At 61.6% G+C, this 24,519-nt stretch carries 22 protein-coding genes; 1 reads left to right on the plus strand and 21 read right to left on the minus strand.

What is annotated here, in order from left to right:
* Positions 1-51 precede the first annotated feature (51 nt).
* From hemN to ccoN (QZH45_RS10840), 19 genes are all read right to left on the minus strand, one after another.
* Positions 52-1,434 (minus strand): oxygen-independent coproporphyrinogen III oxidase, encoded by a 1,383-nt coding sequence (hemN, locus tag QZH45_RS10750; RefSeq protein WP_024776784.1) that lies wholly within the window; start codon positions 1,432-1,434, stop codon positions 52-54.
* A 247-nt stretch (positions 1,435-1,681) separates the two neighbouring features.
* A complete protein-coding gene (locus tag QZH45_RS10755) occupies positions 1,682-2,365 on the minus strand; it encodes a sulfite exporter TauE/SafE family protein (RefSeq protein WP_053193488.1) in 684 nt (227 codons plus the stop codon).
* A complete protein-coding gene (ccoS, locus tag QZH45_RS10760) occupies positions 2,358-2,576 on the minus strand; it encodes a cbb3-type cytochrome oxidase assembly protein CcoS (RefSeq protein ID WP_024776786.1) in 219 nt (72 codons plus the stop codon). The genes QZH45_RS10755 and ccoS overlap by 8 nt, the downstream gene beginning before the upstream one ends.
* A 24-nt stretch (positions 2,577-2,600) precedes the next feature.
* Positions 2,601-5,051, minus strand: coding sequence for a heavy metal translocating P-type ATPase (locus tag QZH45_RS10765; protein WP_024776787.1), 2,451 nt, complete (start codon positions 5,049-5,051; stop codon positions 2,601-2,603).
* A gap of 76 nt (positions 5,052-5,127) precedes the next feature.
* Positions 5,128-5,667 carry a FixH family protein gene (locus QZH45_RS10770; protein WP_024776788.1) on the minus strand — a complete coding sequence of 180 codons (540 nt, stop codon included), beginning with the start codon at positions 5,665-5,667 and terminating at the stop codon, positions 5,128-5,130.
* Between the two features lie 11 nt (positions 5,668-5,678).
* The gene (gene ccoG / locus QZH45_RS10775) at positions 5,679-7,094 is read right to left on the minus strand and encodes a cytochrome c oxidase accessory protein CcoG (protein ID WP_055136102.1); all 1,416 of its coding nucleotides are present in this window, start codon (positions 7,092-7,094) and stop codon (positions 5,679-5,681) included.
* 326 nt (positions 7,095-7,420) lie between these two features.
* Entirely contained in the window at positions 7,421-7,783 is a 363-nt protein-coding gene (locus tag QZH45_RS10780; protein WP_024776790.1) for a DUF6124 family protein, read from the minus strand.
* Positions 7,784-8,346: 563 nt separating this feature from the next.
* Positions 8,347-8,757, minus strand: coding sequence for a hypothetical protein (locus QZH45_RS10785; RefSeq protein ID WP_223194630.1), 411 nt, complete (start codon positions 8,755-8,757; stop codon positions 8,347-8,349).
* Position 8,758: 1 nt separating this feature from the next.
* Positions 8,759-13,117: an RHS repeat-associated core domain-containing protein gene (locus QZH45_RS10790; protein ID WP_081325361.1), complete on the minus strand. Its 4,359-nt coding sequence runs from the start codon at positions 13,115-13,117 to the stop codon at positions 8,759-8,761.
* 180 nt (positions 13,118-13,297) lie between these two features.
* On the minus strand, positions 13,298-13,708 hold the full coding sequence (locus QZH45_RS10795) for a type II toxin-antitoxin system VapC family toxin (protein WP_024777888.1): 411 nt from the start codon (positions 13,706-13,708) through the stop codon (positions 13,298-13,300).
* Positions 13,708-13,962, minus strand: coding sequence for a type II toxin-antitoxin system Phd/YefM family antitoxin (locus QZH45_RS10800; RefSeq protein ID WP_024777889.1), 255 nt, complete (start codon positions 13,960-13,962; stop codon positions 13,708-13,710). Before QZH45_RS10800 ends, QZH45_RS10795 begins: the two co-directional genes overlap by 1 nt.
* A gap of 149 nt (positions 13,963-14,111) precedes the next feature.
* Positions 14,112-15,095, minus strand: coding sequence for a cytochrome-c oxidase, cbb3-type subunit III (gene ccoP, locus QZH45_RS10805; RefSeq protein WP_024777890.1), 984 nt, complete (start codon positions 15,093-15,095; stop codon positions 14,112-14,114).
* Positions 15,092-15,277, minus strand: a complete 186-nt coding sequence (locus QZH45_RS10810) for a CcoQ/FixQ family Cbb3-type cytochrome c oxidase assembly chaperone (RefSeq protein WP_024777891.1) — start codon at positions 15,275-15,277, stop codon at positions 15,092-15,094. Before QZH45_RS10810 ends, ccoP (QZH45_RS10805) begins: the two co-directional genes overlap by 4 nt.
* A gap of 6 nt (positions 15,278-15,283) precedes the next feature.
* Positions 15,284-15,892, minus strand: coding sequence for a cytochrome-c oxidase, cbb3-type subunit II (ccoO, locus tag QZH45_RS10815; protein ID WP_003199605.1), 609 nt, complete (start codon positions 15,890-15,892; stop codon positions 15,284-15,286).
* Positions 15,892-17,334 carry a cytochrome-c oxidase, cbb3-type subunit I gene (ccoN, locus tag QZH45_RS10820; RefSeq protein ID WP_024777892.1) on the minus strand — a complete coding sequence of 481 codons (1,443 nt, stop codon included), beginning with the start codon at positions 17,332-17,334 and terminating at the stop codon, positions 15,892-15,894. Before ccoN (QZH45_RS10820) ends, ccoO (QZH45_RS10815) begins: the two co-directional genes overlap by 1 nt.
* A 488-nt stretch (positions 17,335-17,822) precedes the next feature.
* Positions 17,823-18,779, minus strand: a complete 957-nt coding sequence (ccoP, locus tag QZH45_RS10825) for a cytochrome-c oxidase, cbb3-type subunit III (protein WP_024777893.1) — start codon at positions 18,777-18,779, stop codon at positions 17,823-17,825.
* On the minus strand, positions 18,776-18,979 hold the full coding sequence (locus tag QZH45_RS10830; RefSeq protein ID WP_053193481.1) for a cbb3-type cytochrome oxidase subunit 3: 204 nt from the start codon (positions 18,977-18,979) through the stop codon (positions 18,776-18,778). Before QZH45_RS10830 ends, ccoP (QZH45_RS10825) begins: the two co-directional genes overlap by 4 nt.
* A gap of 5 nt (positions 18,980-18,984) precedes the next feature.
* On the minus strand, positions 18,985-19,593 hold the full coding sequence (gene ccoO / locus QZH45_RS10835) for a cytochrome-c oxidase, cbb3-type subunit II (RefSeq protein ID WP_024777895.1): 609 nt from the start codon (positions 19,591-19,593) through the stop codon (positions 18,985-18,987).
* Between the two features lie 10 nt (positions 19,594-19,603).
* On the minus strand, positions 19,604-21,028 hold the full coding sequence (gene ccoN / locus QZH45_RS10840; protein ID WP_024777896.1) for a cytochrome-c oxidase, cbb3-type subunit I: 1,425 nt from the start codon (positions 21,026-21,028) through the stop codon (positions 19,604-19,606).
* Positions 21,029-21,123: 95 nt separating this feature from the next.
* On the opposite strand from ccoN (QZH45_RS10840), the gene QZH45_RS10845 reads away from it, so the two are divergent.
* The gene (locus QZH45_RS10845) at positions 21,124-21,816 is read left to right on the plus strand and encodes an alpha/beta family hydrolase (protein WP_055136020.1); all 693 of its coding nucleotides are present in this window, start codon (positions 21,124-21,126) and stop codon (positions 21,814-21,816) included.
* Positions 21,817-21,926: 110 nt separating this feature from the next.
* Here the strand turns inward: QZH45_RS10845 and QZH45_RS10850 are convergent, their stop codons facing one another.
* Together QZH45_RS10850 and QZH45_RS10855 are read right to left on the minus strand one after the other, a co-directional pair.
* Complete coding sequence (locus tag QZH45_RS10850; RefSeq protein ID WP_024777898.1) at positions 21,927-23,492, minus strand: methyl-accepting chemotaxis protein; 1,566 nt, start codon at positions 23,490-23,492, stop codon at positions 21,927-21,929.
* A 76-nt stretch (positions 23,493-23,568) separates the two neighbouring features.
* A complete protein-coding gene (locus QZH45_RS10855; protein WP_024777899.1) occupies positions 23,569-24,357 on the minus strand; it encodes a CPBP family intramembrane glutamic endopeptidase in 789 nt (262 codons plus the stop codon).
* Positions 24,358-24,519: the final 162 nt, after the last annotated feature.

The raw sequence follows: 24,519 nt of genomic DNA on the forward strand, positions 1-24,519 counted from the left end.
AACCCAGCTCCGGGTCCTCGGCCAGTGCGGCTCCTCGTCAAATTGTCGCGCTCAGATGACGCGTGAGAAGCGCTGCCGGTTTTGCTGCTCCAGATAGCTATCGAACACCATGCATACCGAGCGCACCAGCAGGCGCCCGGCAGGCAATACCGTTATGTGGGAGTCATCCAGCTCGATCAGCCCGTCCTCGGCCATCGCCTGCAATTGCGGCCACAATGCTGCGAAATAGCGGTGGAAATCGATATTGAAGGTTCGCTCGATCTCTGCGAAGGCCAGCTCGAAATGGCAGATCAACTGCTGGATCACCGCCCGTCGCAGCCGGTCGTCGGCATTGCACAGCAGGCCGCGATTGGTCGCCAGTTGTCCGTCTGCAAGAATGTTCTGGTATTGGTTCAGGTCGCTGCTGTTCTGGCAGTACAGGTCGCCGATCTGGCTGATGGCCGACACGCCGAGGCCGATCAGATCGCAATGCCCGTGGGTGGTGTAGCCTTGGAAGTTGCGTTGCAGGGTGGCCTCTTCCTGGGCGATGGCCAGGTCGTCGTCGGGCAGGGCGAAGTGGTCCATGCCGATGTAGCGGTAGCCGGCGGAGGTCAGTTGTTCGATGGTGCCTTGCAGCATCGCCAGTTTCTGCTCCGGGTTCGGCAGGTCCTGGCTGTTGATGCGCCGCTGGGGCATGAAGCGCTCCGGCAGGTGGGCATAGTTGAATACCGACAGGCGGTCCGGTTGCAGGTCGATGACTTCTTCGACGGTACGGGCGAAATTGTCCGGGGTCTGCTTGGGCAGGCCGTAGATCAGGTCGACGTTGATCGAACGGAACTGCAAGGTCCGGGCAGCTTCGATCACCGCTCTGGTTTCGTCCAGGCTTTGCAGGCGGTTGACGGCGCGCTGCACGGCTGGATCGAGGTCCTGCACGCCGATGCTGACCCGGTTGAAGCCCAGTTCCCGCAACAGGCCCATGGTCGACCAGTCGGCTTCCCGGGGGTCGATTTCGATGCTGTAGTCACCAGAATCGTCATCCAGCAGGTTCAAATGCTGGCGTAGCGTGGCCATCAACTGGCGCAGCTCGTCATGGCTTAGGAAGGTCGGAGTGCCGCCACCCAGGTGCAACTGCTCGACGCGCTGGGCCGGATCCAGGTGGCAGCCGATCAACTGGATCTCTTGTTCCAGGCGTTGCAGGTAGACATGGGCGCGACCACGGTCCTTGGTGATGACTTTGTTGCAGGCGCAGTAGTAGCAGACGTTCGCGCAGAACGGCACATGCACGTACAGCGACAACGGTCGCATCGCCTTGCGGCTGTCGCGCAGGGCGTGGAGCAGGTCGAAGGTACCCACCTGGCCGGCAAACTGCGCCGCAGTCGGGTACGAGGTGTAGCGAGGCCCCGCTACGTCGTAGCGGCGGATCAGGTCAGAGTCCCAACGAATGGCGTCGAGCATGCGGGCGTTCCCCGGATAGGCTGGCATGAGCGCGAGTCTAGGAGGGTGGACGCTGGGGCGTGTTGATTTGCATCAACGGGGGAGTGCTGTTCAAGACCCTGTCGGATGGGGGCTAAGTGTGGAGTACAACTTGTGGGAGCCGAGCTTGCTCGCGATAGCAGTGGGTCAGTCAATTGAGTATTGATGGTGCCGTCCTCGATCGCGAGCAAGCTCGGCTCCCACAGGTGGCAGTGACAGGGAATCCCGATCAATGCCCCATGAGCCAATGCTGGTGCGGCCCTGGCAAGGTCCAGATGCCAAAAACAATCACCAGCAGGCCGCCGGCCATGCGCACGCTGCGTTTGCGCAGCAGGGCGGTGACGCGCTCGGCGGCCAGGCCGGTGGCGAGCAGTACCGGCCAGGTTCCGAGACCGAAAGCCAGCATCAGCAACGCGCTGTCCAGGGCGTTGCCCTGGCTGGCGGACCACAACAGGGTGCTATAGACCAGGCCGCAGGGCAGCCAGCCCCACAGCGCACCAAGCAGCAAGGCTCGGGGCAGGCTAGATACAGGCAGCAAGCGGTTGGCGATCGGTTGGATATGTCGCCACAAACCCCGGCCGACGCCTTCAATACGGGTCAGGCCACTCCACCAGCCCGCCAGGTACAGGCCCATGGCGATCAGCAACAATCCGGCCAGTACCCGCATGATCATCGCCGCCGGGCTGTTGGCGACTGCCCAGCCGGCCAGGCCGATCAACAGTCCGGCGATGGCATAACTCAGGATTCGTCCCAGGTTGTACGCCAGCAACAGCCGGAAGCGCCGGCTGCGTTGTTCCTTGGGGATCGCCAGGGTGAGGGCGCCCATCAGGCCGCCGCACATGCCCAGGCAATGGCCGCCGCCCAGCAGGCCGAGGATCACCGCCGAAACCAGTAATGGCGCCAGATCAAGCATGGGGCGGGGCCTTGTCGTCCGGCCCGTGGGTCTGGCCGTCGGCTTCGTCCACGGCGGCCTTGTGATTGGGATCCTGATCGTCGAACAGGATGCTGTGGGCCGGACCGTCGAGGTCGTCGTACTGGCCGCTGTCCACGGCCCAGAAGAAAATGTACACGGCGATGGCCACGATCAGCAGCGCGGCCGGGATCATCACGTAAAGAGCTGGCATTTCGGAACTCCAGGCTCGCGCGGCTCAGGCCGGCAGCGGGCGGGTATCGGGCGCAGCGTCGAACATCTGCACCTTGGGCTGGCGGGTCAGCCTGAGCGCATTCAACACCACGGTCAACGAGCTGATGGACATGCCGACCGCGGCCCATACCGGGGTAATCCAGCCGAGGGCGGCGAACGGCAACATGAGGCCATTGTACAGCGCCGCCCACACCAGGTTCTCGATGATCACCCGACGGGTGCGCCGGGCCAGGCTGAAGGCGTGGATCAGGGCATCGAGACGGTTGGACAGCAACACTGCGTCGGCGCTGGTCTTGGCCAGGTCGGTGGCCGAGCCCATGGCGACACTGATGTCCGCTGCCGCCAGCACGGGCACGTCGTTGACCCCGTCGCCGAGCATCAGCACCTTGCGCCCTTGCTGATGCAACTGTTGCAGCACTGCCAGTTTGTCATCCGGGCGCAGACCGCCCCGGGCTTCATCGATGCCCAGTTCTGCGGCAACACTGGCAACCATCGGCGAACTGTCGCCCGACAGCAGGAGGGTTCGCCAGCCTCGCGCCTTGCAGGCCGCCAGCAAGGCCGGGGCGTCGGCACGCAGACGGTCGTCGAGGACGAGCCAGGCCAAGGGCCCCCCGGTATCGCCCAGCAGCAGCCATTGGCCGGGTTCGTCTGGCATCTGCGGTACTGCCGCGGGACTCAACTCGCAGACAAAACCGGGTTGGCCGATGCGCAGGCGCTGTTCGCCGACTTGGCCCTCCAGCCCCAGCCCTGGCGTGCTTTGTACCTGTTCGGCGGCCAGCGGCGCGCGGCCAAAGGCCCGTGCGATGGGGTGTTCGGAGCGGTTTTCCAAGGCGGCGGCCAGGGCCAGGCACTGGTCGCTGTCGAGGTCTGCCAAGGGACGAATGGCGCGCAAGGCCAGGCGACCTTCGGTGAGGGTACCGGTCTTGTCGAAGATCACTGTATCGATCTGGTTCAGGCCTTCCAGCACATGACCCCGAGTCAGCAGCAGACCAAGCTTGTGCAGGGTGCCGGTGGCGGCAGTGAGGGCGGTCGGCGTGGCGAGGGACAGCGCGCAAGGACAGGTGGCAACCAACATCGACAGGACAATCCAGAAGGCGCGGGACGCATCCAGGTGCCACCACAACAGGCCGATGGCGGCTGCGGCGATCAGGGAGAACAGCAGGAACCATTGGGCCGCGCGGTCTGCGATTTCCGCCAGTCGCGGCTTTTCGGCCTGGGCTCGCTCCAGCAGCCGCACGATGGCAGACAATCGGGTGTCCTGGCCCAGTGCCTGCACCTCGACGGTCAAGGCGCCTTCGACGTTCAACGTGCCGGCGGTCACGGCATCGCCCGCCTGGCGGGGTTGTGGCAGGTATTCGCCGGTCAGCAGGGATTCGTCGATGCTGGACTGGCCGTCGAGAATCCTGCCGTCGGCCGGCAGGACCGCCCCCGGATGCACCAAGACCCGGTCGCCGGTACGCAACTCGCTGAGCAGGATGCGTTCGCTCTGGCCGTCGCTTTCGAGACGCAGGCACGAGGCCGGCAACAGATTGACCAGTTGCGCCGTGGCAGCAGCGGTACGCTCCCTGGCTCGTCGCTCCAGGTAGCGGCCGGCCAGCAGGAACAGCGCGAACATGCCCACGGCGTCGAAATACAGCTCGCCCACGCCAGTGACAGACGTCCAGATCCCGGCGATATAGGCGCTGCCGATAGCCAGGGACACGGAAACGTCCATGGTCAGGTGGCGGGTGCGCAGGTCGCGCATCGCGCCTTTGAAGAAGGGCGCGCAGCTGTAGAACACGATGGGGGTGGTGAGAAACAGCGCAACCCAGCGCAGGATGGTGTGCATCTCCGGGCTCAGGTCGATATTGAATTCCGGCCACGTCGCCATGGTCGCCATCATTGCCTGGAACCACAGCAGCCCGGCCACGCCGAGCTGGCGCAGGGCCAGGCGGTTTTGCGCGGCTAGTTGCTCGCTGGCCTGGTCGGCCTGGTACGGGTGGGCGACGTAGCCGATCTGGCGCAACTCGGCGAGCAGGGTGCTCAGCGGGAGTTCAGCGTCGGCCCAACGGACCTGCAGGCGATGATTGGACAGGTTCAGCCGTGCTTCAGCCACGGCCGGCAGGCTGCGCAATTGTTTTTCGATCAACCAGCCGCAGGCTGCGCAACTGATGCCTTCCATCAACAGCGTGGTTTCGGCCAGCTCGCCTTCGTGGCGCACGAACGACTGCTGCACGTCAGGACGGTCGTACAATGCCAGCTCATCGGTCAATTGGACGGGCAAGGTCTCGGGGTTGGCCGATGCTTCGCTGCGATGCTGGTAATAACTTTCCAGGCCGCCGGCGACAATCGCCTGGGCCACTGCCTGGCAGCCCGGGCAGCACAGCTCACGGGTTTCACCCAGAACAACGGCGGTGAAGCGGCTGCCGGGGGGGACGGGCAGGGCGCAGTGGTAGCAGGGCAGGGGCGTAGTCATTGCGTTTTCACAGAACGTTGTCCAATGATCGTTCCCACGCAGAGCGTGGGAACAATCAGAGCTACAGAAAGACGGCCTACTTCTTCAGGTCTTCAGCGCCTTGCAGCGGTTCATCACCCAGCAGGATGGCCTGGTCATGGTTGACCTGCTCTTCTTCGAACAGGCGCCAGGTCTTGTCGTTCTCCACCCCCAGCAATTCGACAAAGCGTCGTCCTTCGACCTTGTCCGTCAACTGACCGATGTACCGCCCCGGCTCGCTGTCGTTGCGGGTCAGGACGATCTTGCGGTCTTTCTCCGGCTGGGTCGGCGAAATCAGGCTCAACTCCAGGGTCTGGGGTCGACTGTTGCCGCTCAGGCGCAGGTCCACCTCGCCAGTGACACCATCCATCCGCACGTTGGCATGCAACTGCAGGGTCTGGGCCAGCAGTTCGCGCTCCAGCGAGCGGTTGATGCCCTTGCCGGCTTCGTAATAGTTGTCGTTGACCAGGTTGTCCGGATTCTTCACTGCAATGGTCACCATCGTCAGGCTCAAGGTCACCGAGCAGGTCAGGATCCCGATAATGATCCACGGCCACAGGTGCTTGTACCAAGGGCTGGTGGCGGTTGCTGCAGGCATGTTCAGTTCTCTCAACGAATTTGTGGGCCGATGAACCGGCTCTTGGCTTCGACATGAACGCTGTCGTCATCGGCATCCTTGAGGATGAAGGTCACCTCGTTGGTGCTCGACGGCAGTTGGTCCGGTGCGCTGGACAACTCCACCGGCTGGCTGAAGATATCGCCGGCCGCGACCTTGATTTCCCGTCGGCCTTGCAGCTTCAGGTCAGGCAGGCCGGTGGCTTCCAGCACATACGTGTGATCGCGCTGGTCCTTGTTCATGATCTTCAGGCTGTAGACGTTCTCGATCCGGCCTTCGGCGTTCTCGCGAAACAGTACGCGGTCCTTGCTGACGTCGAAACCCACCAGTGAACGCATGAAGAACGCCGTCACCAGCAGACTGATCATCGCCAGCAACACCAGCGCATAGCCGATCAGGCGCGGGCGCAGTTTATGGGTTTTTTGCCCTGAGAGGTTGTGCTCCGTGGTATAGCTGATCAGGCCGCGCGGGTAATCCATCTTGTCCATGATGTTGTCGCAGGCATCGATGCAGGCGGCGCAGCCGATGCACTCGATCTGCAGGCCGTCGCGGATGTCGATGCCGGTAGGGCAGACCTGGACGCACATGGTGCAATCGATGCAGTCCCCCAGGCCCAGAGCCTTGTAGTCGATACCTTTCTTGCGTGGGCCACGGCTTTCGCCGCGACGCGGGTCGTAGGAGACGATCAGCGTGTCCTTGTCGAACATCACGCTCTGGAAGCGGGCATAAGGGCACATGTAGATGCACACTTGCTCACGCAGCCAGCCGGCGTTGCCGTAGGTGGCGAGGGTGAAGAAGCCGACCCAGAAATACGACCAGCCATCGGCCTCACCGGTAAAGAACTCGAACACCAGTTCGCGGATCGGCGTGAAGTAACCGACGAAGGTCATACCGGTGACGAAACCGATCAGCAGCCAGAGGCTGTGCTTGGCGAATTTGCGCAGGAGCTTGTTGACCCCCATCGGCGCCTTGTCCAGCTTGATGCGCTGGTTGCGGTCGCCTTCGGTGACCTTTTCGCACCACATGAAGATCCAGGTCCACACGCTCTGCGGGCAGGTATAGCCGCACCACACCCGACCGGCGTACACCGTAATGAAGAACAGGCCGAAGGCGGCGATGATCAGCAGTCCGGACAACAGGATGAAATCCTGGGGCCAGAAGGTCGCGCCAAAAATAAAGAATTTGCGTTCCGGCAGGTTCCACCAGACAGCCTGATGACCGCCCCAGTTCAACCAGACGGTACCGAAGTACAGGAGGAACAAAAAGGCTCCGCCGACCATCCGCAGGTTGCGGAACAGACCGGTGAAGGCTCGGGTGTAGATTTTTTCCCGAGAGGCATACAAGTCGACGCTCTTGTTGGCATCCTTGGCAGGCGGGGTAACGTCATGTACCGGAATCTGATTGCTCATCAAATGCATCCCACGGCAGTGGAAAAGTGCCGAGGCCAGTGCGTGCCGACCACGGTCAGAAAGGGTGCTGCAATGGCGCAATGATACGCCTGTCGCTCTAGCCCAAGGGTGCGACCTTTGGTCGCGTTGGGCGCAAGGGGTGAATGGTGTAGCGGATGTAACAAGTCATGACCCAGGTCAATTGACTTGTCGAGTATAGTCGTCCAGCCGTAGCGGACGATTTGTAATATTGGTTATTAGGTGTCATAGCGGTGGGTGTGCAGGCATGCGCAAAAAAGGGCATATCGATACGCTCGGTATGCCCTTTGTTTTCTGATACTTGGCAGCTATCGCGGATCGACGTTATCCAATACCCGATTCGCCAATAAGTAACTCAGCTCGATCAATTGCTGAATGCCCAGGGCAATGTGACGTCGTGAACCGTCCAATTCGAAGGCCAGATCGCTGACCATTGCGTCAGCTGAAGCCAGGGTTTCGCTGAGGTTGGCGAGCAGGCATTCGTTATCGATATCTTTCACGATGGTGAATAGCTGGCCTTGTTTCGGAGCGTCTTGAGATTGTTCCTGTTTGGGTAGCAGGTAGTAATCAAGCGCCCGGTTGGTGGCTTCGTCGTATTTCTTGGAACCAGTATCAGCTTTGCAGGAGGAGGTGGAATCCGCCTTCGGCGGATTGGGTGTGACTTTGAACATGATGAACTCCTTTCGTAGGGGAACCATCACCGTCTGCCGCCAAGCAGATGGGGTGACGGATTACACAAGGTTGGCGGACCGGAACGAAAGGAACCCGGCATCCCCGAAGGGATCCTTGCGCAACCCGCCATAACATACGAAAGCCAATGCTAAAAGCATCGCAGTCATATTTGAAGGATTGTTACGCCTTTCGAGTACCGGGCCGCCAAGCCCGGTCGCTGAATCTGCAGCGACGGGATTACGATAGGACGGCATGACTAAGGCGCACAAGCGGGCGGATTCTGGCGTAGTTGTAGGTAAAGGCGCAAGGTTGCGTAGCCTGGACGAGCGCGATAGCCAGTGTGTAGGCACGGTCTGAAAGTTATCTGCAATTCGTGGCGAGGGAGCTTGCTCCCGTTCCGAGGGCGCAGCCGTCGTAAAGTAGTTAGCGCGGTCTGCCTTCAGGACTGCGCCGACGCGGTTGGGGCGTAACTGCACAGACCACTAGTGGCTTTAAAAGCCGTTCATAGGACAAAGGCTCGAACAGGTTTATCTTTATCTGAAATCGGGTATTCAGAAGCTCTTCAAGCGGGAGGCAGAGGGCGTTGAGTATATCCATCTGCGTACAGAAAAATTGAGTCTTCTGAAATGTATATTACTTTCCTGTCTGGATGAGGCCGGACAGAAGTGATCAATAATTCACGCAGGTCGCCGGAGGCCTTGGCTTCATCAAGAAAACTTGTGAGGTCGTCTCGTGTCGCTTTACATAGCGCTCCCTTGAATATTATTTTTTTGCCTTTGGTGGCAATGAGTTTGTGCGCCACATAGTAGTAGTCTGAGGTCAGATGAGCCTCCAGATCTTCAAGCGAGTCAAGTACTTGAATGAAGTCGCCTGACAAGGTGGGCTGTAGCATCAGCGAAAAAATCGCCTCGCTGTTTTCATTTGGACCTAAGTCAAGCTTTTTGAGTCCTTCCAGACGATAATCGCTTTTCATGTCAGTTCGGAATGTCATAGAAAATATGACCATCCGCTCCATTGTTGTACCACTTAATATGAGGTGTGTCCCCAAAGCCACCCTCGGGAGCCATATGTTGTTCGTAGCCTTTAGGGTATTTTGCCGCACCATCGGCCCGAGCGCTTTGGGTATGAGCTTTGTAGCGGTTCATGTTGCCTTGTGATTCTTTCAGGAACGCTTTGGCATCTGAGCTGGATTTTACCTTTACTTGAAATTTTTCTCCTTTGGTCATAGCCGTCCTGCTATCTATGACGGCCTGTTTCCATTCTTTTGAGCCTTTGGCCAAAGGTCGCATCTGTGATGCTTTTTGGTTCAATTTTCCCTTGTACGCGCTGCACGCCAAGCCTTTGGGGTCGATCCAGCTGAAAGTATTAGGGGCGTACTGATAAAGATTGAGACCACCTTCCAACCCAATCGGATCCGGCGTCGTAAACCTTCCGACATCCGGATCATAAAACCTGAACGTATTGAAATGCAGCCCCGTCTCCCGGTCCAGGTACTGCCCCTGGAACCGCAGGTTCTGCTCTTCGATGTAATACGGCTCGCGCACCTCTTCCAGCGTGTTGCCCCAGACACGATAGGTCGCCTGCCAGACGCTGTGCCCGTCGGCCTCGGTGAGCTGTTCCGGCAGGCCGTTGAGGTCGATGTGGTAGTAGCGGACCTTTTGCAGTGGGCCGGTGCCATCGACGCGGGCCAGGGGTTCGTAGCTGTTATCGTCGTAGAGGTACAGGCTGCTCTGCTGGTGGCGATGCTCCTGCAACAGGCGCAGGCCGTCCCAGGTGAAGCGGGTTTCACCGAGCGGATAACCGTTATTGTCATGCTCGTTCTTGACGATACGTCGGCCCAGGGGGTCGTAGGTCATGCGCACAATGCTGCCGTTTTCGTTGCGCACTTCGATCAGGCGACTTTCGGCATCGTAGGCAAAGCGTTGCAGGCCGCGTTTTGCGCTGCGTTTTTCGATCATCCGGCCAAAGGCGTCGTAGCGGTACCGCTTGTCCTCATACGTCAGCAATTTGTTATGCACCACCCGGCCGGCACCGGCTTGCGTGCCGTCCAGCAGGTTAGCGGCGGCGTCGTAGACAAAGGTTTCGCGTTGGCCGTGAAGGCTGTCCTGGCTGGCGATAATGCGGCCGGTGGTGTCGTAGTGCAGCAATTGGCGGTGCTGTGCGGCCGGTTGCTGGTCGAGTTTGCCGATCAGGTTGCCGGCGGGGTCGTACTCGAAGTGTTTTTGCACCGTTGCCGGCAGGAGCGACGGTTGGCTGGTGTGGCGGCGTTGGCGCGAGCGAAGGCGGCCGCTGCGGTCATACTCGCTGCGGGTGCTGATCTGCCCTTGGGTGCGCAGCACTTCACGGTGCAGGCGGTCGCGTTCGAAGTCGCTGATGACCTGGCCGTCGAGGTTGATCTGGTGCAGGTGGCCGCTGCCGTAGTACAGCCGGTTGAGCCAGCGGCCATCGGGCAGTTGGGTCTGGATCAGGTTGCCGAGTTCGTCGTAGCGGTGTTGCAAGCTGTCGGCGGCGCTGTTTTCGGTCAGCAACTGGCCGAGGGCGTCGTAGGCGAAGCTCAGGCTTTGGGCGTTGCCCTGGTGGTCGGTGAAGGTGACGGCGGTGAGCTGGTCCCGCGGGTCGTAAGCGTACTCAGTGCGGCCATCGTCGGTGATTTTGGCGATCAGCCGACCCACGGCGTCGCGCTCCAGTCGATGGACGATGGGCGGCGGAGGCGCTTCGGAGACGACTGCCAGGCCGGTGCCGTGAGGGGCCGGAACGGCCGTCACCGCCGCGAGGTTGTTCAGTCGGTCGTAGGCGTAGCGCTTGGCGCTGCCATCCAGATCCTGCTGTTCGGCCAATCGGTCGCCAGCATCCCAGGCAAACCGATAGCGTTCACCATTCTCATTGACCAGCGCCTGCAGTCGTCCATAGCTGTCATACGCAAACTGCACCTGCCGGCCCTGGGCGTCGGTGCGCTGGCGGACCTGGCCGCGGCGGTTGTGTTGGTAAAGAGTTGTGTGCCCGGCCGGGTCCGTATAGCCGGTCAATTGGCCGGCGACGTCACGCTGGTAAAGCTCGCTGCGGCCGTCCGGCAATTGGCTGCCGAGCAAGCGACCTTGGGCGTCGTAGCTGAACTGAGTGCGCTCGCCGAGGGCATCGGTGATGGTGTGCAGGTAGCCGCGATGGTCGTAGCTGAACCGCGTCGGGTAACCCGAGCAGCCGACATGCTCCACCAGTTGTCCGAACGGGTTCCAGCGCAGCTTCTTGCTCTTGCCGGTGGCGTCGATGATTTCGATGACCTGGCCGTGGGCGTCGTAGCGGTAGCGGGTGACATGGCCCAGCGGATCGGTTTCGGCGATGCAGTTGCCGCGCTGATCATAGCGGTACGTCCAGCTGTGGCCGGCGGCGTCGGTGTCCACCTGCGGCAGGGCCCAGTGTTCGAGCCAGAGGGTGGATTCGCTGCGACCCAGCGGGTCGGTTTCGCTGATCAGGTTGCCGGCTTCGTCGTAGCTGTAGGTGTAGTGCCCGCCCTGTGGATCGGTGGCGGCCAGCATCTGGCGCTCGTCGTTCCACTCGAACGACCAGGTCTGGCCGAGCGTGTCGGTGAATTGGGTGATCTGGTGCTGGCTGTTCCAATGGCGGGTGCTGACCCGCTGCAAGCTATCGCTGATGCGGGTGATGCCAGCCATGAGGTCATAGTCGAACTGGTAGGCATCGCCCTCGTCGGTCCAGTGACGGACCACGCGCCATTCCTGGTCCTCGATCAAGGCCCAGTCGTAGAAGCACTGCAGGCCCGTGGGCAACTGGTGCTCCACCATGCGCCGGCCCGCGTCGTAGGCGAAGCGTCGTTGCACCTGGCCGGTGGCGTCGCGTACTTCGGTCAGGTTGCCCGTCGCGTCATAGCCGTAGCTGACCAGCACTTCCCGTTGCTGGTCGGGGTACAGGCGTTCGATCTGGCTGACACGTTCACGTTCGTAAGCCAGCTCGACCTGTACCAGGTCGAAAGCGTCGCGCAGTCGTACCAGGCGCCCGATTTCGTCGTAGTCGAGGTAGATACGGTTGTCGTTGCGGTCGCCCAGTTGGCTGAGGCGCAGCAACGCCGCGTTCCCCGGTGCCGGTTCGAACAGACGATACAGGCCGTCCGCGCTTTCGATCAGCAATTGCCCGTTGGCATGGCGCCGCACGGCGAGGCCTTCGCCGGCGCTGAACACCGCACCGCCCAAGGGGATTGAGCCCATGTCGATGGGGCGGCCCTGTTCGTCGGTGTAGACCAGGGTCTCGCCGCCCTCGGGGTGGGGCAGGATCTCTACGTGTATTTCGTAGGGCACGCTCCAGCCGACGCCGAACAGCCCTTCGCCGCGCTCGTCACGGCTGTTATAGAAGCGCTGCCAATCGATCGGCTGAATCCCCGGCAGTACGAAATCCAGCTCTTCATCGCCGCCCAGGACCTTGGCCCCGGTGGCGGCATGCACCGGGTTCGACGAGCCCATGGCCGCGTTGGCCGCCGCGCCCATGGCACTGCTGACCGCCATCGACGCCGCTGCGCCGGCCAGCATGCATGGCAGCTTGCTGAAGAATTTGCCCTTGCTGCCCTTGAGCATCAAGAGGGCCGTTACTGCCAGGCCCACGCCCGGCGTCTTGCCGCTGCGGATCTCGCGCACCACCACGGTGCCGCCGCCGATGGTCACATCGGGGGAAATCAGCCCGGACGACACCACCTTGGCTTCGCAGGTACTGCGGTCGCCGCTGCGCACGGCGGGCTGGCCGTTGATGGTGACCTTGTCCGAACCTTCAGCCAGGAACTGCGGCGGCATCGGCGGGTGCTTCAGGCAGGTGATCATGTCCAGCGGCTTGGGCACGGCACCGGGGGCGGGTGTGGCGACGGTGGGCCGCCACATCTGCGAGAAGAAACTCTCGGCCATGTCCAGGTAGCTGGGCTCGGGCGCTTCCAGCTCGGTGCCGGCCGGTGCGACATGGGACTCGATGGCCCCGGCGGCGCGGGCGGCGGGAATGTTGTTGGTCAGGGTGTCGGTGGAGCCGGTGAGGATGTTGGCCTGCACCGTGGGCGGAAAGAGGGCGTTGCCGATGCCCTCGCAGAGATTGCTCAGGCCCTTGTCGGCGCCGGTCTTGCTCATGGCGAGACCAACGACCGCGCCGACCACGGCGCCGAGCAGGAAGCAGCCCAGGCCGCCGGTCGCGACCGTGATGCCGGTGGCCGCAACCACGGCAGCGGTGGCGACGGCCGTGATCGCGATGTTGGCCGCCACTTCCAGCACACCGCCGAGGATGTCGGCCATCATCGAGGTGTGATCCAGCGCATCGCCCAGGCGAGCGGCCCAGAGCGCGTCAGACATGCACGTTGCCCGTGCAGTGGGAGCCGCCGGCTTCTATCGGTTCAAGCGTGGTGATGCCTTCCATTGCATCTTCTCCTTGTCAGTCATGGCCTGCGTCTCCGTGCGCACCGGGCATTGGATCAGCTTCGGCCCCATCAGGCAATCGGCCGGTTTTTCATCTCGGCCAGCCGCACCGCGTAGTCAGGCCACCCACGGGTTGAGCAGCGTAACCCCGCTGGCCTCGAAGTCCGCTACGTTGCGAGTGACCACGGTCAGGCCATGGATCAGTGCCGTGGCAGCGATCAGCGCGTCGCATTCATTGCTGCGATCGGGCACGTGCAGCCGGGCGCAGCGCAGCGCCACGGCGCGGTCCACCGCCAGGATCCTGCCGGCAAAGGCGGGCAAGACGTGGTTGTCCAGCCAGGCACGCAGGCGGCTGCCCTGGCTCGGGTCCTTGCGTTCGAAGCGCAACACACCGGTTTCCAGTTCCAATACGGTAATCGCCGAAACATACAGGCTGGGCGCGGCTACGCTGCGGGCCCAGGCCTGCACGTTTCTGTCGGCCTGGGGTTTGCGCAATTCCGAAATGACGTTGGTGTCGAGTAAATACATCAGGACAGGTCTACCGCTCGAGGAGTGATGACGGCGCGCTCGGTGTCGAAATCGATATCCGGCGCATCGGGCATGACCAGCAGCTCGACAATGCTGGCGCCGATACCGGTCAGTTTCTGATACTCCTCAATGCTTAGCAGCACATGGGCCGGCTTGCCACGGTCGGTGATGATGACGGGCCCTTCGCGGGTCGCTTTTTTGGCACCACTTGTGTCGTGGTTGAATTCGCGGCTGGACATGGTAGTGATGGACATGGGCGTGCCCTCATTAAACTCTAATGTAGGCACGTTACTACTTGGGCTGATGAGCGGCAAGAGAAACGGCTGTGCTCTATCGGGGCTGGCTATGAAAAAGGCCCCGTCAATGTGCATTGACGGGGCCTTTCGTGTATCAGGCGTAAGCCTTACTGGGCGTCAGCGGCCGGGGCCTTTTCGCCGTGGGACAGGCTGTAGACATAGGCGGCCAGCAGGTGGACCTTGTCGTTGCCTTGCAGGTCGGCCTGGGCAGGCATCTGGCCCTGGCGACCGTAGCGGATGGTCTGCTGCAGTTGAGCGAAGCTCGAACCGTAGATGAACGCGGCCGGGTGCGTCAGGTTAGGTGCGCCCATGGCGGGAGTACCCTGGCCTGCCGGACCGTGGCAGGCCACGCAGTTGGCAGCGAAGATTTTCTGGCCGTTGGCCGGATCGGCCTTGGCGCCTTCCGGCAGTTTGCGACCGTGCAGGCTGGTCACCAGGTACGACGCCACGTCGGCGACACCTTGCTCGCCGACCACGGCGGCCCAGCCCGGCATCACGGCATGACGACCGCCCATGATGGTGGTCTTGATGGTTTCCGGCTCGCCGCCCCAGCGCCAGTCGGCGTCGGTCAGGTTAGGGAAGCCGTAGGCACCCTTGGCGTCGGAACCGTGGCAGACCGAGCAGTTGGAGGCGAACAGACGGCCACCCATCTTCAAGGCTTGCGGGTCCTTGGCAACTTCTTCGATCGGCATGGAGGCGAACTTGGCGAAGATCGGACCGAACTTGGCATCCGAGCGCGCCATTTCCTTTTCCCACTCATGCACGCCGGTCCAGCCGGTCTGGCCGTTGGCGAAGGCGGTCTGCTTTTCGTTGTCCAGGTAATTATAGCCTGGCAGCAGGCCTTTCCAGTTGCCCAGGCCAGGGTAGAGCACCAGGTAACCGAGGGCGAACACGATGGTGCCCACGAACAGCATGAACCACCATTTTGGCAGCGGGTTGTCGTATTCCTCGATCCCGTCGAAGGAATGGCCAACCGTCTCTTCGGTGGCCTCGCTGCGCTGGCCCTTGCGGGTCGACAGCAGCAGCCAGGTCAGGGAGAAGATCGTTCCCAGGCTGAGGACTGTGACGTACAGACTCCAGAACGTTGTCATTCTTTGTTACTCCTAGAAGCTTGCTCGACGTGCTTGACGGCTTCGGGATCATCCGCGAACGGCAGCAAGGTCGCGTCGTCAAACTCCGACTTGCGCTTGGGGCTGAACACCCACAGGGCCAGACCGATAAAAGCCACCATCACGACGACGGTGCCCAGGCCGCGAATCATCCCGATATCCATTAAGAATCACCGTTTGCTTTTGATGATGGTGCCCAGGCCTTGCAGATAGGCCACCAGCGCGTCCATTTCGGTCTTGCCCTTCACGGCATCCTTGGCACCGGCGATGTCTTCGTCGGTGTAAGGCACGCCCAGGGTGCGCAGGACTTCCATTTTTTTCGCGGTGTCTTTGCCGTCGAGCTTGTTTTCCACGAGGAACGGGTAGGCCGGCATTTTCGACTCGGGCACAACGTTGCGCGGGTTGTACAAGTGCGCACGGTGCCAGTCATCGGAGTAACGACCGCCAACGCGGGCCAGGTCCGGACCGGTACGCTTGGAACCCCACAGGAACGGGTGGTCCCAGACGCTTTCGCCAGCGACCGAGTAGTGGCCGTAGCGTTCGGTCTCGGCGCGGAACGGACGGATCATCTGCGAGTGGCAGCCGACACAGCCGTTGGCGATGTAGATGTCGCGGCCTTCCAGTTCAAGGGCGGTACGTGGCTTCATGCCTTCGACCGGCTTGTTGGTCACGTCCTGGAAGAACAGCGGGACGATCTGGGTCAGGCCGCCGATGCTCACGGCGATGACCATGAAGAAGGCCAGCAGGCCGATATTCTTCTCTACTGCTTCGTGCTTCATCAGTGAGCTCCAACTACGGCGATCTTGGCGGCGGCTTCAGCTTCAGCCGGGTCAGAAGCACGAACGGTGCGGTACACGTTGTAGGCCATGAACAGCATGCCGCTGGCGAAGAACGCGCCGCCCAGAGCACGGACGATGTAACCAGGGTGGCTGGCTTGCAGCGCCTCGACGAACGAGTAGGTCAGGGTGCCGTCATCGTTGATCGCACGCCACATCAGGCCCTGGGTAATGCCGTTGACCCACATCGAGGCGATGTAGAGCACCGTACCGATGGTGGCGAGCCAGAAGTGCGCGTTGATCAGGGGAGTACTGTGCATCTGCGCACGACCGAACAGTTTCGGGATCATGTGGTAGATGGCGCCGATGGAAATCATCGCGACCCAGCCGAGCGCGCCGGCGTGTACGTGGCCGATGGTCCAGTCGGTGTAGTGGCTCAGGGAGTTGACGGTCTTGATGGCCATCATCGGGCCTTCGAAGGTCGACATGCCGTAGAACGCCAGGGATACCACCAGGAAGCGCAGGATCGGGTCGGTGCGCAGCTTATGCCAGGCGCCCGAAAGGGTCATCATGCCGTTGATCATGCCGCCCCAGCTTGGCGCCAGCAGGATGATCGACATGGCCATGCCCAGGGACTGCGCCCAGTCCGGCAGCGCGGTGTAGTGCAGGTGGTGCGGACCGGCCCAGATGTACAGGGTGATCAGTGCCCAGAAGTGGACGATGGACAGGCGATAGGAGTAGATCGGACGCTCGGCCTGTTTCGGCACGAAGTAGTACATCATCCCCAGGAAGCCGGTGGTCAGGAAGAAGCCCACGGCGTTGTGGCCGTACCACCACTGGATCATCGCGTCGGTCGCGCCCGAATAGGCCGAGTACGACTTGAACAGACTGACCGGCAGCGACATGTGGTTGACGATGTGCAGCATGGCCGTCACGACGATGAAGGCACCGTAGAACCAGTTACCGACATAGATGTGCTTGGTCTTGCGCTTGACGATGGTGCCGAAGAACACCAGGCCGTAGGTCACCCAGACAATGGCCAGTAGAATAGCCAGGGGCCATTCCAGTTCCGCGTATTCCTTGGTGGTGGTAAAACCCATGGGCAAGGTAATGATCGCGCCGACGATGACCGCTTGCCAACCCCAGAAGGTAAAGGCCGCGAGGCTGTCGGAGATCAGTCGCGTCTGGCAGGTTCGCTGCACGACATAGTAGGAAGTGGCAAACAACGCACAACCACCGAAGGCGAAGATCACCAGGTTGGTGTGCAGCGGGCGCAGGCGTCCAAACGTCGTCCATGGCAGATCGAAGTTCAACTCCGGCCAGACCAGTTGCGAGGCGATGAAGACACCGAGCCCCATGCCAAGGATCCCCCAGACCACCGTCATGATGGCGAACTGGCGGACTACCTTATAGTTATAAGCAGTCGGACTGATTGCTGTGCTCATTCTAAGGTTCCACGGTTTGGGTGTTTTATTAGGATAAAAATCGGCCGCAAGTATGGAGAAAGCGGGGGGTCATTGCAACGCGCCATGACCTGGGTCAATGCTTTCAAAAGCTGATTCTGCGGCCTTTCCATGCGCCGCGTAAGGACAAAATGAGCCCTCGACAAAGTGTCGCGCCGAAGGAAAGAGGCGAGGGGGGCAGGTCGGTTGTAACGGGGTGTGTTCAAACACGGCGTTCGGGTGACACCGGGACATTGTCGTCACAGCCGGTATCTGCCTGTCTTTACGGCGTTTTGTCGAACGATTGTCGAACACATCGGGTCGGATCGACCTGAAACCAGCAGTCGCCAGTGCACGCAGAGGCAAGCTTAGACCCGATTCCGTGGAACCGAAAGAAAGACCTTGGGAGGGTGCGACAAATAGAAGCAGCTACGAGCTGCAAGCTGCAAGCGTCAAGTAGGTACTCGTCGCTTGCAGCTCCAGCTTTTGCCTTACTTGACGTTTGAGGCTTGCGGCTCGCCGCTCAACTGCTCATTCCCCTTCGAAAGGCTATAAACATAAGCCGCGAGCAGTTGCACCTTGTCATTGCCGAGCATTTCGTTCTGCGCCGGCATATGGCCTTGGCGGCCGTGGCGGATGGTCTGTTGCAACTGGGCCAGGCTGGTGCCGTAGATGAAGCCCGCCGGTTGTGTCAGGTTCGGCGCGCCCATGGCTTCGGTGCCTTGGCCGTTGGCGCCGTGACAGGCGGTGCAGGTGGTGCTGAACGTCTGTTTGCCGGCTTCCAGGTCGGCGCCGCTGTCGGCTGGCAGCGACAGGCCGGCCAGGTCATGACGTACATACGCTGCTACGTTCTTGACTCCGGCATCCCCCAGTATTTCGCCCCAGGCCGGCATCGCCGCCATGCGTCCCCCCATGATGGTGGTCTTGATGGTGTCGGCCGCGCCGCCCCAGCGCCAGTTGTTGTCGGTCAGGTTGGGGAAGCCGAAGGCGCCCTTGGCATCCGAGCCGTGGCAGACGGAGCAGTTGGAAGCGAACAGGCGGCCGCCCATTTTCAAGGCCTGCGGATCCTTGGCGACTTGTTCCAGGGGCATCGCCGCGAATTTGGCAAAGATCGGCCCGAACCGGGCATCGGCCTTGGCCATTTCCTTTTCCCACTCATGGGCACCGGTCCAGCCGTTCTCATAGCCAGGCAGGATGCCTTTCCAGTTACCCAGGCCTGGATAGAGGATCAGGTAGCCGACGGAAAACACCAGGGTGCCGGCGAACAACAGGAACCACCACTGCGGCAGTGGGTTGTCGTACTCCTCGATGCCGTCGAAGCTGTGGCCCATGGTCTGGTCGACGCTGCCCTTGGTCTCGCCCTTGCGGGTACCGATCAACAGCCAGGTCAGGCCGATCAGGCTGCCGAGGGTCAGTACGCAGATCCACGTACTCCAGAAGGTGGTCATGGCCGGGTACTCCTTGTTGCAGGGTCTTGGGGATGGGCGATGTCGGCGGGTGGTTCGTCGGCGAATGGCAGCAGGCGCGCCTGGGCGAATTCCGGGCCGCGCTTGCTGCTGAATGCCCACAGGATCAGACCGATGAAGGCCACGAACACCACGACCGTGCCCAGGCCGCGGATCATTCCAGTGCTCATCTCAAAAAACATGGGACTCACCTCTTGCTCTTGATGGCAGTGCCGAGCACTTGCAGATAGGCCACCAGTGCGTCCATTTCGGTCTTGCCCTTGAGCGAGGCCACGCTGCCGGCGATGTCGTCGTCGGTGTAAGGCACGCCGAGGGTGCGCATGGCACGCAGCTTGGTCTCGGTGTGGCTGCTGTCCACCGCCTGGGTCACCAGCCACGGGTAGGCTGGCATCTTCGACTCAGGCACGACGTTGCGCGGGTTGTACAAGTGCGCGCGGTGCCAGTCGTCGGAGTAGCGCGCGCCAACCCGGGCCAGGTCCGGCCCGGTGCGCTTGGAGCCCCACAGGAAAGGGTGGTCCCAGACACTTTCGCCTGCCACCGAGTAGTGGCCGTAGCGTTCGGTCTCGGCGCGGAACGGGCGGATCATCTGCGAATGGCAGCCGACGCAACCTTCGCGGATGTAGATGTCGCGGCCTTCCAGTTGCAGGGCGGTGTAGGGCTTCATGCCGTCCACCGGTTTGTTGGTCACGTCCTGGAAGAACAGCGGCACGATCTGGGTCAGGCCGCCAATGCTCACGGCCAGGACCATCAACAGCATCAGCAGACCGACGTTTTTTTCGATTGTTTCGTGTTTCATGGCGGACTCCTCAAGCCATCTGCGCGGCAGCGGCGGCTTCGGCAGGCTGATAGGCCCGCACGGTGCGCCAGGTGTTGTAGGCCATCAGCAGCATGCCGCTGAGGAAGACCGCCCCGCCCACCAACCGTACGATGAAGCCGGGGTGGCTGGCCGCCAGGGTTTCGACGAAGGAGTAGGTCAAGGTGCCGTCCTCGTTCACCGCGCGCCACATCAGGCCCTGGGCGATACCGTTGACCCACATCGAAGCGATGTAGAGCACGGTGCCGATGGTCGCGAGCCAGAAGTGGGCGTTGATCAGGCCGATGCTGTGCATCTGTGGCCGGCCGAAGACTTTCGGGATCATGTGATACAGCGCGCCGATGGAAATCATCGCCACCCAGCCGAGCGCGCCGGCGTGGACGTGGCCGATGGTCCAGTCGGTGTAGTGGGAGAGGGCGTTGACGGTCTTGATCGCCATCATCGGACCTTCGAAGGTCGACATGCCGTAGAACGCCAGGGACACCACCAGGAAGCGCAGGATCGGGTCGCTGCGCAACTTATGCCAGGCGCCCGAGAGGGTCATCATGCCGTTGATCATGCCGCCCCAGCTGGGTGCCAGCAGGATCAGCGACATCACCATGCCCAGGGACTGCGCCCAGTCCGGCAGCGCGGTGTAGTGCAGGTGGTGGGGGCCGGCCCAGATGTACAAGGTGATCAGTGCCCAGAAATGCACGATGGACAGGCGATAGGAATACACCGGACGCTCGGCCTGTTTGGGCACGAAGTAGTACATCATCCCCAAAAAGCCTGCGGTGAGGAAAAAGCCCACGGCGTTGTGCCCGTACCACCATTGCACCATCGCGTCCGTGGCCCCGGCGTACACCGAGTAGGATTTGGTGAAGCTCACCGGCAGTTCCAGGTTGTTGACGATGTGCAGGATCGCCACGGTCAGGATGAAGCCGCCGAAGAACCAGTTGCCCACGTAGATGTGCTTGGTGTTGCGCTTGGCCACGGTGCCGAAGAACACGATGGCGTAGGCGACCCAGACGATGGTGATCAGGATGTCGATCGGCCACTCCAGCTCGGCGTACTCCTTGGAGCTGGTGTAGCCCAATGGCAGGCTGATGGCTGCCAGCAGGATTACCAGTTGCCAGCCCCAGAAGCAGAACGCAGCGATTTTCGGTGCAAACAACTGGGTCTGGCAGGTGCGCTGTACCGAATAGAACGAGCTGGCAAACAGGGCACAGCCACCGAAGGCGAAAATCACCGCATTGGTGTGCAACGGACGCAGACGACCGAAGCTGGTCCAGGGCAAATCGAAGTTGAGCTGCGGCCAGACCAATTGGGCAGCGAGAAAAACCCCGAGCCCCATGCCGACGATGCCCCACACCACCGTCATAATGGCGAATTGGCGGACCACCTTGTAGTTGTAGGCGGTACTGATAGAAGTGTTCATGGTTCCCCATCCACGGTTCAGCCGAAGAGCGCGCCTGCGCAAGGCAGCGCGGCATCTTCGTCTGGAGTTATAGGCAGACTGAAAGCGAGGCAAGCATGGACAAACAGCACAAGGCCAGTATTGACGGGGATCAATGGGCGCGGTGCGTGGCACAACAGGGTTGGCTATGGACGGCCGCGCAATCGGATGCCGCTGCCGAGGCGCCCACCCTGATCCTTGCCCATGGGGCTGGCGCGCCTATGGACAGCGGATTCATGGACGAAATGGCCGCGCGCCTTGCTGCCCATGGGGTCAACGTGCTGCGCTTCGAATTTCCCTACATGGCCCAACGGCGCCTGGACGGCGGCAAACGTCCTCCCAACCCGGCCCCCAAGTTGCTGGAATGCTGGCGTGAGGTGTACGCCACGGTGCGGCCTTATGTCGCTGGACGACTGGCCATCGGTGGCAAGTCCATGGGCGGGCGGATGGCGAGTCTGTTGGCCGATGAATTGGGGGGTGACGCGTTGGTGTGCCTGGGCTATCCGTTTTATGCAGCGGGCAAGCCGGAGAAACCACGGGTCGAGCATTTGGCCGGGTTGAAGACCCGGACCTTGATCGTCCAGGGCGAGCGCGATGCATTGGGTAATCGTGAGGCCGTGCGAGGGTATGTCTTGTCACCTGTCATCGAGGTGATGTGGTTGGCGGCGGGGGATCATGATTTGAAGCCGCTGAAGGCCTCGGGGTTCAGTCATGAGCAGCATCTGGAGGCAGCGGCGCTGGGCGTGGCGGGGTTTCTTCTTCAGGTGTGAGGTGATTGGGCGGGCCTCATCGCGAGCAGGCTCGCTCCCACAGGGAATTGCATTCCAAATGTGGGAGCGAGCCTGCTCGCGATGGCGGTCTGACAGAACAAAGCCAACAGTCAGCGGTTGAACCGCTCCACCAAGGAGTACTGGGTGTTGGCCGTACGGGTCAGTTCTTCGCTCAGTAACGCCGAGCTGTGCGCCTGCCCCGAGGTCTGATCGGCCAGTTCCGAGATGTTGCTGATGTTGCGGCTGATCTCCTCGGCCACCGAGCTCTGTTCCTCTGTGGCGGCAGCGATCTGGGTGGTCATGTCGGTGATGTTGGCCACCGCTTCGCTGATGCCCACCAGCGCTGCGTCCGCTTCCATCACCCGTGCCACGCCTTCTTCGGCCTGGCGATGACCGGCGTCCATGGTTTGCACGGCATTGGTGGCGGTTTGCTGGAGCTTGGCGATCAAAGCGTGGATCTGCCCGGTGGATTCGCTGGTGCGTTGCGCCAGTTGCCGGACTTCATCGGCCACCACGGCAAAGCCGCGGCCCATTTCGCCGGCACGGGCCGCTTCGATGGCGGCGTTGAGCGCCAGCAGGTTGGTCTGGTCGGCGATGCCTTTGATCACATCCACCACGCCGCCGATCTCGTCGCTGTCTTTGGCCAGTTGGGTCACGGTCTGGCCGGTTTCGCCCACCACCACGGACAGGCGTTCGATGGCCTCGCGGGTTTCCCCGGCGATGTCGCGTCCGCGACCGGTCAGGCGGTTGGCTTCCTGGGTGGCGTCGGCGGTGCGTTGCACGTGGCTGGCGACTTCCTGGGTGGTCGCGGCCATCTGGTTGACCGCCGTGGCCACCTGTTCGGTTTCCACGCGCTGGCGTTCCAGGCCGCTGGAGCTGTTGTGGGCCAGGGTGTTGGACTGCCGCGCCTGCTCGTTGAGGTGCTCGGCGGTGTCCTGCAGACGGGTCAGGCAGGTTTTCAGGCGAGCCTCCTGGCTGAGGATCGACATCTCCAGGCGTGCCTGGACGCCACGGCTGTCGGTGTACATCCGGGCGATCAGCGGGTCGGACGTGGTCTGTTCGGCCAGGCGCAGCAGGCGCTTGATCCCGCGTTGCTGCCATTGCAGGCCCATCAGCCCCAGGGGCACCGACAGCAAGGCTGCCAGGGCAAACCCCCAGGAGGAATTGAGGAAGGCACCAACGACGAAGCTCAACTGGCTGACCAGGATGAATGGCAGCCAGTCCTGGATCATCGGCACCCATTTGTCGCTACGCGGGACCGCTGACTTGCCTTGGTTGATGCGTTGGTAGAGGGCTTCAGCCCGGCCGATCTGCTCGGCGCTGGGCTTGATCCGGACCGATTCGTAGCCCACCACCTGGTTGCCTTCGAACACGGGGGTGACGTAGGCGTTGACCCAATAGTGATCGCCGTTCTTGCAGCGATTCTTGACGATGCCCATCCATGGCAAGCCTTGTTTCAGGGTATTCCACATATGGGCGAACACGGCCGACGGGACGTCGGGGTGGCGCACCAGATTGTGGGGCGAACCAATCAGTTCTTCCTTGGAGAACCCGCTGATGTCAACGAACGCGTCGTTGCAGTAGGTGATCACGCCCTTGGCATTGGTGGTGGAGATCAACCGTTGCTGGGCCGCAAAGGTCCTTTCGCGTTGTGTGATAGGTTGGTTGTTACGCATGGTGTGATAATCCGCAAGGCTTTGAAAGGTTGTCGGCAACGTCCGGTGTTTGTTGAAGTTATTTTTCCCGTCGGTATCACGCCAGCATCGGGTAGGTAAATAGGGCGAAATGAAGCAGATTGAGACCGAAGTGGGTGGCTATTGCCGAGCCCAGGCCGCCAAAGCGATAGGCAAGGCCGTAGCCGACTCCCGCCAGGCCCGACAGCAACACCCATTGCCAACCCGCGCCAGCATGGACCAGGCCGAACAGCAGCGAGGCCAGGAGCAACGCCAGGTTGTCGCCCTGGGCCAGATGACTGAAGCGCCGGCTCAGGCCGCCTTGAATGTAGCCACGAAACAGCGCTTCCTCCACCACTGTCACCAGTAGAAGATTGTTGGCGACCCAGATCCATGCCTGGTCCGGCCACTTCGGAGCCCAGTGGATCATGCCCAGCATGACCGCCCCCCCCAGGGCCAATATCGCGCTCAGCGTCAGGCCCAGGGCTGTGGCCAGGACCGACAGGCCAAGCGTGCGCCGGCCTACGATCCATGGGCACGCCAGCAACAACCAGAAACCGATCAGTGGCTTGTCCTGATTGAAATACATGGCAAAGGCTACGGCATCGTCGGTCAAGCGATGGGCCGGGATTGCCCGGCCGTTGAAAAAGCCCGGCATCCAGTGCAGGGCCAGGGCCAGGGCCAGGACGAGGAAAAGGGCATGGCCGAGAAACCTGCCGACCGGTATCTGCTGCTGGCGAACCGCATAGCCGGCGAGTAGCAACAGTGCGATTGATATGGCGGCGGTCCAGGCCAGTGTTCCATAGGCCAGGGCCAGGCAGTAGCCGACTGAAAGGAGGGCCAGGTAGGGCCAGGGTAGAGCGGGCATATAACATCCTTTTAGGGCTGTGAAGCTTTGGCGAAAATGGTCGCAGCGCTTACGACGTTGCCATGTCGCGCAAAGAACACATATTTGTATCCATGCAGATTCATGCGTAGGTGTGGAAAAATCGCCGGCTGACTCAGATCCTTGAGTGCCGGCGGGGGGAGT

The organism is Pseudomonas corrugata (assembly GCF_050920615.1).
In the GTDB taxonomy this organism is placed as follows: Bacteria; Pseudomonadota; Gammaproteobacteria; order Pseudomonadales; family Pseudomonadaceae; genus Aquipseudomonas; species Aquipseudomonas corrugata.

Bases quoted from the DNA above. Each gene is read 5' to 3' on its own strand.
- QZH45_RS10850 (WP_024777898.1), bottom strand. From the start codon at position 23,492: ATGCGTAACAACCAACCTATCACACAACGCGAAAGGACCTTTGCGGCC.
- QZH45_RS10795 (WP_024777888.1), bottom strand. From the start codon at position 13,708: ATGTATTTACTCGACACCAACGTCATTTCGGAATTGCGCAAACCCCAG.
- ccoO (WP_024777895.1), bottom strand. From the start codon at position 19,593: ATGAAACACGAAACAATCGAAAAAAACGTCGGTCTGCTGATGCTGTTG.
- QZH45_RS10765 (WP_024776787.1), bottom strand. From the start codon at position 5,051: ATGACTACGCCCCTGCCCTGCTACCACTGCGCCCTGCCCGTCCCCCCC.
- QZH45_RS10830 (WP_053193481.1), bottom strand. From the start codon at position 18,979: ATGTTTTTTGAGATGAGCACTGGAATGATCCGCGGCCTGGGCACGGTC.
- ccoP (WP_024777893.1), bottom strand. From the start codon at position 18,779: ATGACCACCTTCTGGAGTACGTGGATCTGCGTACTGACCCTCGGCAGC.
- ccoP (WP_024777890.1), bottom strand. From the start codon at position 15,095: ATGACAACGTTCTGGAGTCTGTACGTCACAGTCCTCAGCCTGGGAACG.
- QZH45_RS10785 (WP_223194630.1), bottom strand. From the start codon at position 8,757: ATGAAAAGCGATTATCGTCTGGAAGGACTCAAAAAGCTTGACTTAGGT.
- QZH45_RS10755 (WP_053193488.1), bottom strand. From the start codon at position 2,365: ATGCTTGATCTGGCGCCATTACTGGTTTCGGCGGTGATCCTCGGCCTG.
- ccoO (WP_003199605.1), bottom strand. From the start codon at position 15,892: ATGAAGCACGAAGCAGTAGAGAAGAATATCGGCCTGCTGGCCTTCTTC.
- QZH45_RS10790 (WP_081325361.1), bottom strand. From the start codon at position 13,117: ATGTCTGACGCGCTCTGGGCCGCTCGCCTGGGCGATGCGCTGGATCAC.
- QZH45_RS10800 (WP_024777889.1), bottom strand. From the start codon at position 13,962: ATGTCCATCACTACCATGTCCAGCCGCGAATTCAACCACGACACAAGT.
- QZH45_RS10770 (WP_024776788.1), bottom strand. From the start codon at position 5,667: ATGCCTGCAGCAACCGCCACCAGCCCTTGGTACAAGCACCTGTGGCCG.
- ccoG (WP_055136102.1), bottom strand. From the start codon at position 7,094: ATGAGCAATCAGATTCCGGTACATGACGTTACCCCGCCTGCCAAGGAT.
- ccoS (WP_024776786.1), bottom strand. From the start codon at position 2,576: ATGCCAGCTCTTTACGTGATGATCCCGGCCGCGCTGCTGATCGTGGCC.
- ccoN (WP_024777892.1), bottom strand. From the start codon at position 17,334: ATGAGCACAGCAATCAGTCCGACTGCTTATAACTATAAGGTAGTCCGC.
- QZH45_RS10845 (WP_055136020.1), top strand. From the start codon at position 21,124: ATGGACAAACAGCACAAGGCCAGTATTGACGGGGATCAATGGGCGCGG.
- QZH45_RS10810 (WP_024777891.1), bottom strand. From the start codon at position 15,277: ATGGATATCGGGATGATTCGCGGCCTGGGCACCGTCGTCGTGATGGTG.
- QZH45_RS10855 (WP_024777899.1), bottom strand. From the start codon at position 24,357: ATGCCCGCTCTACCCTGGCCCTACCTGGCCCTCCTTTCAGTCGGCTAC.
- QZH45_RS10780 (WP_024776790.1), bottom strand. From the start codon at position 7,783: ATGTTCAAAGTCACACCCAATCCGCCGAAGGCGGATTCCACCTCCTCC.
- ccoN (WP_024777896.1), bottom strand. From the start codon at position 21,028: ATGAACACTTCTATCAGTACCGCCTACAACTACAAGGTGGTCCGCCAA.
- hemN (WP_024776784.1), bottom strand. From the start codon at position 1,434: ATGCTCGACGCCATTCGTTGGGACTCTGACCTGATCCGCCGCTACGAC.